Here is a 6,291-nt window from a genome sequence, read left to right as displayed (position 1 = left end):
GAGTGCCCCGGGGCTTCGCCTTGCGGTCACTCCCCCGTCACCACGAGGAGACCGCCATGCACGACCACCGCCGACTCGGCCGCGAACTCGACCTGTTCGACACTGACCCGTTGATCGGCGCGGGGCTCCCCTACTGGCTGCCCGACGGCGCGACCGTCCGGCACGCCCTGGAGGAGTACGTCCGTACCGCCGAATGCCGCGCGGGATACCGGCATGTGTACTCGCCGGTGCTCGGCAAGCGGGAGCTGTACGAGATCTCCGGGCACTGGGCGCATTACAGCGACGACATGTTCCCGCCGATGGACCTGGGCGGCGAGCAGGTCGTGCTGCGGCCGAGCCTGTGCCCGCACCACGCGATCATCTACCGCTCGCGGGCGCACAGTTACCGCGAACTGCCGCTGCGCATGGCCGAACTCGGCGGCATGTACCGCTCGGAGCTGTCCGGCGTGCTCGGCGGGCTCACCCGTGTCCGCGCCATCCAGCTCAACGACGCCCATGTCTTCTGCACTGTGGACCAGGTCGCGGAGGAGGCGCGGGGCGCGCTGGACATGATCCGCCGCGCGTACGAGGCGCTCGGCATCGCCCCGACCCGCTACCGCCTCTCCCTCCCCGGACCCGGCGGCAAGTACGTGGCCGCTCCCGAGAAATGGGAACGGTCCACCGCCCTGCTGACCGAGGTGCTCGACGGCTCGGGGCTCCCCTACGAGGCGGCCGAGGGGGAGGCCGCGTTCTACGGGCCGAAGATCGACGTCCAGGTCACCGATAGCGCGGGCCGGGAGTTCACCCTGTCCACCGTGCAGGTCGACTTCCACCAGCCCGAGCGGTTCGGGCTGCACTACATCGGGGCGGACGGCGCGAAGCACCGGCCGGTTATGCTCCACCGCAGCATCATCGGCAGCGTGGAACGGGCCGTCGCCCACCTCATCGAGGAGCACGGCGGCGCGTTCCCCGCCTGGCTCGCCCCCACCCAGGTGGCGATCCTCCCGATCACCGACGCGGAGCTGCCGAACGCCGACGCGTTCGCCCGGCAGTGCGCGGAACTGGGGCTGCGCGCCGAGGTCCGCGGCCCGGAGAGCGGCACCCTCGGCGCCCGTATCCGGGAGGCGCGGCTCGTTCCGTATCAGGCCGTCATCGGCGCCAAGGAGGCCGTGGACGGCCGGGTCGCGCTGCGGCTGCGCGATGGGCGGCGGCTCGTACCCCAGCCGGGCCATGAGGCTCTGGCCCGGATCGGCGCGCTCGTCGAGGCCCACAGCACCGAGCTGTGGAACCGGGCCGCCGAGCCGGCGGTGTCCTAGGACGACGTCCCGTAGCGCTCACCTGCCCGGTCGAGTTCGCCGAGCTGCGCGGAAAGCTCCTCGATCCGCTCTGGTAGGTGTGCGAGGTTTGGTACGTGTGCGATCGATCAACGCCGTTCGTCGACGAGCCGGCTGCCGATCCGGCGCTGCTGAGGACGCTGGCGGCCGCCGGCCTGTCGGCGACCGGGCGCTTTCTTCCGAAGACCGGCTGGGTCAGCCGCGTGTGGGTCGGCGACGAATACGTCGTACGGCTGAGCAACGGACAGTTCCGCGACTCGTTTCGCCACGAGGCGACAGTCACCGGCCTGCTCGCCGGCAGCGAGGTCCCACACGCCCGGCACCTCGCCCACGGCGACGGCCCGGACGGGCCGTGGTGCGTCTCCGAACGCGTGCCCGGCCGAACCCTGTACGAGGTATGGCCGACGGCGGACCCGCACACGCGCCGGGCAATGATCGAGAGCCTCGGATCCGCGTTGCGCGCACTTCACCGCGTTCCTGTCCCGGCCGACCTGCTGCCGCCCTGGCTGACCGACGCGCTCGCCGGCCGGCCGTGGCCCGCGTTCCACCCGCCCGTAGTGGGTGCGGCGCTCCAGCGGGTCGAGGCTGCCCGGCGACTGCCCGGCCATGACTCGCGGCTGCTCGCGGACGTCGCCGACTGGATCCAGGAGCGTCTGGCGTTGTTCGCCGACGACGAGCCCGTCCTCGTCCATGGCGATCTACACGGATCCAATGTGATGGTCGATGTCGGCCAAGGCCGCGTCACCGGTCTCGTCGACTTCGCGGAGGCGTTGGCTCAGCCGGCGGATGTCGAGCTCGACACCATCCTGCGCTGGTGCGCGAAGGCGCGAGAGTACCCGCCCGCACCCGACGCACGAGGGCTCGACGAGACCACACTCACAGAAGTCCCCGGATGGCTGCGCGGCGCGTATCCGGAGCTGTTCGAGCGCGAGCGTCTGCGCGAGCGGTTGCTCTTCTACGACATGCACAGGGAGCTCGCGCTCCACGCGCACCACCCCCAGCCCGGCATCCGTGATGCGGCGCAGGACCGCATCGCCCGCCTGCTCTCCGGCCGTAACCATCTGGATGAACTCGCCTGGTAGGCAGCCGTCTTCGCGCCTGCACGGTCCATCGTGCCCCGCACCCGAATGCATCCGAGGCACTGACATTCGTGATAATGATCCACAGGGTGGAGGTCGGTTCCACGGAGTGGAAGGAGTCGGAACATGGCGGAGCTCACTCTGTTGTCAGAGGCTACGGACCCGGGGAGGGCCGGCCTCGACGGCATCGGGTCAGCGGTCGACGAGGCTCTGGGGCTGCCCGAGGGAAGCTGCGACGTGACGTGGCGGCAGTGCCTGACCGGCACCGGCACTGTCATCTGCCTGCTGACGACTGATGAGGCGGGTTACCCCGATACGGACCAGCAGACGCGTCTCCATCAATCGCTGAGCAAGGCGTTGCGGCAGTCGCTGAACCAGACGGCTGTGAACATCCAACTGGCAGTGACAAGCCGGTCGTTCACCCCTCCTCTCGTGGTATCACGCCCCATCGCCACGGTCGTAGGGGGCAGGACGGAGATCCGCGACGACAACTGGGCAGAGGTCTCCTCGGTGATCCGTCTCGATCCCGAGCAGTTCCCGGCAGAGGCGCTGTCCGGCATCGAGGACTTCTCCCAGCTGGAGGTCGTCTTCCACTTCGACCGCGTACCGGTCGCAAAGATCGAAACGAACGCCCGCCACCCTCGCGGCAACAAGGACTGGCCCCTGGTAGGCATCTTCGCCCAACGCGGCAAGAACCGCCCCAACCGAATCGGCGTCTCCCGCTGCCGCCTGATCGAGGTATCCGGCCACGACCTGCACGTAAAAGACCTCGACGCCGTATCCGGCACCCCCGTCCTGGACATCAAGCCCTACATGAGCGAATACGGCCCCCGCAGCGCCACCCGACAGCCCCAATGGGCAACGGAGCTCATGCGCGACTATTACTGAGCCGCCTTGAGGCTGTTCGCCTTCTCCTCCCCCACCGGGCGTCCGTTCACCGCAGGCCCCAGCACCCCGATCTCCAGGGCGATGACGGTCATCACGGCCGCGACCGCGGCGAAGAGTCTCGCCGCGCCGAACGCGTGCAGGACCGGCACCAAGGCGAACGGCATGGCGGCCGTCGAGACGCGGGACATCGCGTACGTCCAGCTGGTGGCGGTGGCACGGAGGTCGGTGGGGAAGATCTCGGCCTGGTAGACGTGGTAGGCGTTGGAGAAGATGTTGCTGACGGCCGTGTAGCCCACCCCCGTGATCACGATGGCGACCTGGTCGGTGGCCTGCCCGAAGGCGACGCCGAACACCGCCATTCCCAAGGCGGAGGCGACGATCAAATGCTTCCGCTCGAATCGCTCGATCAGTCCCATGGAGATCAGCGAGCCGAGCGGATAGCCGAAGTACGTCAGCGCGCTGAACAGCAGCGAGTGGACGATCGAGAACCCTTTCGCGTCCAGGACCAACGGCGCCATCGTGCCGAATCCGTAGAAGCCCACGCTCTGTAGAAGATGGAAGACCCCCATCATCACCGCGCGGCGGCGGTAGACGGGAGGCATTCGACGCGGAGCAGGAGAATCTCTACGCGCCTGCCTAAGCAACCGAATTGATGATGCGTCAGGCACATCGGCAGGCTCAGCGGCAGCGTACGGCGTCCCCGCCTCCAGCTCCCTCACAATTCGTTCAGCCTCTTCCGTACGCCCCACCGACGCCAGCCACCGCGGCGACTCCACCAGACCGCGGCACCGCAGCAGTGCGGCGACCCCTCCCAGTGCGCCGATGAGGAAGAGCCAGCGCCACCCGGCCATGCCCAGCGGGCTCATCCGCACCAGCCAGTGTGCGAGGAGGCCGACCGTCGGTACGCCGAAGAAGGAGATGGTGTAGGCGAGGGCGGTGTAGCGGCCTCGTACGCGGGCGGGCAGGAGGTCGCTCAAGTAGGCGTCTGCCAACGGGAGTTGCGGACCGATACCGAGGCCCGCCAGGAAGCGGGCCGCGATGAGCATCGGGGCGTTGGCGCTCAGTGCGCCCACGGCGGAGAACACCGTGTAGAGCGCCACCGAGGCGATGAGGAACCGTCTGCGTCCGTACCGGTCTGCCAGTCGCCCCATGATGACGACGCCCAGGAACATGCCGATGAAGGCGGAGGCGAGCACCGCCGACGTGGCGGTGGCGCCGAGGTCGAAGCGCTGGGACAGGACGGGGCCCAGCACCCCCGACATGAAGATCTCGTACATGTCGAAGAAGAGACCCATGCCGATGGTGATGACCAGCGAGCGGTGCCGCCGGGTGACGGGCAGTCGGTCCAGGCGGGCCGCCACGTCGGCGGACAGGCCCGGAGGAGCGGTTTCCTGAGCCATCGCGAGCTCCTTCACGGTGGGCGGCAGGGGGGCACGTGACGTCGCCCCCGAAACCGAATGTCCAAATCCTGGGATTTTTCATCTTGCAGATTGGTCACTGGGTGTATGTACTGTGCTCGGCGCCGCACCGGGAGTCGTGTGCCGCGCCGGCACATCACCAACTCATCGGACAGGGGCGTTGGAGGGTGGATATGAAGGCCTTGGACCGGGCCGTCGCTGTGTTGACAGCCGTCGCCGAGGGGGAGCGCCATGCGTCCGGTATCGCCGCGGCCACGGGGGTGCCGCGTTCGACAGCACATCGGTTACTGCGCTCGCTCAGAGCGCACAGACTGGTCGACGAGGTCGAGGAGCTGGGGCTGGTGGTCGGCTCGCGGGTCCATCAGCTCGGGGCCATAGCGCACGGCGGGGCGCTCGCCCGAGTCGCCCCCGGAGTCGTCGAACTGCTCTGTGAGAACACCAGGTTGAGCGTGCAGATCTATCAGCGCCGCAGTGACAGCGTCGAGTGTCTGGCCGCCGCCAGTCCGCTCGACGGGCTGCGGGACGTGGTCGAGACCGGGACCGTCGCGCCGCTCGGCGCGGACGCGACGAGTCAGATCCTCACCGCCTGGGACGACCGGCTGGACGCGGCGGGCGGGCCGGGCGAGACGCTGCGGCGGGTACGGAGCCGGGGCTGGGCCCTGACGGAGGCCGTGGACTCGCGCACCGTACTGTCCGTACCGGTCCGCGCCACCTCGCACCGGGTGGTCGCCGCGCTGAGCCTGTCCGGACCGCCGAGGCTGCGCAAGGACGCCGCCCGGCTGCGTACGGAACTCCGCAAGGCCGCCAAGGCACTGGAGGACGAAGTGCGAGGCACCTGGCCCGGGTGACCGTGTGCCGGCCCGCCGTCCGGGCGCGCCCGGCGCCCGCCCTCTCACCCCGGCTCCTGCGTCCGATGCCACCGCAGGACGAACAGCGCCGCGATCACCAGGACCGCGGCGACCACCCGGTATCCGGTGCCCGCCGCGTCGCTGAAGGCGGTGACCGCCCGCGCGTGCTCCCCGGTCCCGAGCCGGGCCGCCGCCGCCAGGATGTCGGAGGCCGAGTGGTGCCCGGAGCCCACCGCCGGGTCCGCCGTGGCGGCGAACCGGCTGGTGGTGACGGTGCCGATCACGGCCACCCCCAGGGCGCTGCCGATCTCGCGCGCGGCGCTGTTCAGGCCGGACCCGAGCCCCGCGCGGTGCTGCGGCACGGCGCCCATGATCCCCATGGTCAGCGGCGGCAGCGTGAGTCCCATGCCGCCTCCCGCGGCGAGCAGGTAGACCGCGTACAGCGCGTACGGGGTCCCGGCGTCGGACCACGAGACGCACAGCAGGGACGCGGCGATGAGCAGAATGCCGACGGCCATCACGGGGCGCGCGCCGAACCGGGCGGTCAGCCGCGAGGCGCGCCGGGAGACGAGCATCATGCACACCGCCAGTGGCAGGAAGGCGATGCCCGCGGTCAGCGGGCTCATGCCCTTGACGTACTGGAGGTACTGGGCGTTGGTGAAGAAGAGCGCGAACATCGCGAAGAACGCGGCCGTGACGCCGAGCGCGCCGGCCCGCAGCCGCGGCGTGCGGAACAGCTGGGGTT

6 protein-coding genes are annotated in these 6,291 nt (G+C 69.9%); 4 read left to right on the top strand and 2 right to left on the bottom strand.

Annotated features, from left to right (window positions below; translation table 11 throughout):
* Positions 1 to 56: 56 nt before the first annotated feature.
* The 3 genes from thrS to ACFU99_RS29185 all read left to right on the top strand — a co-directional run bounded on the left by thrS (position 57) and on the right by ACFU99_RS29185 (position 3,280).
* Positions 57 to 1,295 (top strand): threonine--tRNA ligase, encoded by a 1,239-nt coding sequence (thrS, locus tag ACFU99_RS29195; RefSeq protein ID WP_384397690.1) that lies wholly within the window; start codon positions 57 to 59, stop codon positions 1,293 to 1,295.
* Positions 1,296 to 1,390: 95 nt separating this feature from the next.
* On the top strand, positions 1,391 to 2,395 hold the full coding sequence (locus ACFU99_RS29190; protein ID WP_384397688.1) for a phosphotransferase family protein: 1,005 nt from the start codon (positions 1,391 to 1,393) through the stop codon (positions 2,393 to 2,395).
* Between the two features lie 123 nt (positions 2,396 to 2,518).
* Entirely contained in the window at positions 2,519 to 3,280 is a 762-nt protein-coding gene (locus ACFU99_RS29185; RefSeq protein WP_384397686.1) for an SAM-dependent methyltransferase, read from the top strand.
* On the opposite strand, the gene ACFU99_RS29180 is transcribed toward ACFU99_RS29185, so the two are convergent.
* Complete coding sequence (locus ACFU99_RS29180) at positions 3,274 to 4,680, bottom strand: MFS transporter (protein WP_384397684.1); 1,407 nt, start codon at positions 4,678 to 4,680, stop codon at positions 3,274 to 3,276. The two genes, ACFU99_RS29185 and ACFU99_RS29180, sit on opposite strands and share 7 nt — an antisense overlap.
* Before the next feature lie 191 nt (positions 4,681 to 4,871).
* Between ACFU99_RS29180 and ACFU99_RS29175 the strand changes: the two genes are divergently transcribed.
* Positions 4,872 to 5,546 carry an IclR family transcriptional regulator gene (locus ACFU99_RS29175; protein WP_384397682.1) on the top strand — a complete coding sequence of 225 codons (675 nt, stop codon included), beginning with the start codon at positions 4,872 to 4,874 and terminating at the stop codon, positions 5,544 to 5,546.
* 44 nt (positions 5,547 to 5,590) lie between these two features.
* On the opposite strand, the gene ACFU99_RS29170 is transcribed toward ACFU99_RS29175, so the two are convergent.
* A partial coding sequence (locus tag ACFU99_RS29170; protein ID WP_384397680.1) for an MFS transporter occupies positions 5,591 to 6,291 on the bottom strand: 701 nt, incomplete at its 5' end.

It is taken from the genome of Streptomyces sp. NPDC057654 (assembly GCF_042800135.1).
Taxonomy (GTDB): Bacteria; Actinomycetota; Actinomycetes; order Streptomycetales; family Streptomycetaceae; genus Streptomyces.
Note: the sequence above shows the minus strand (reverse complement) of the source record. Positions and strands in the feature narration are given on the sequence as shown.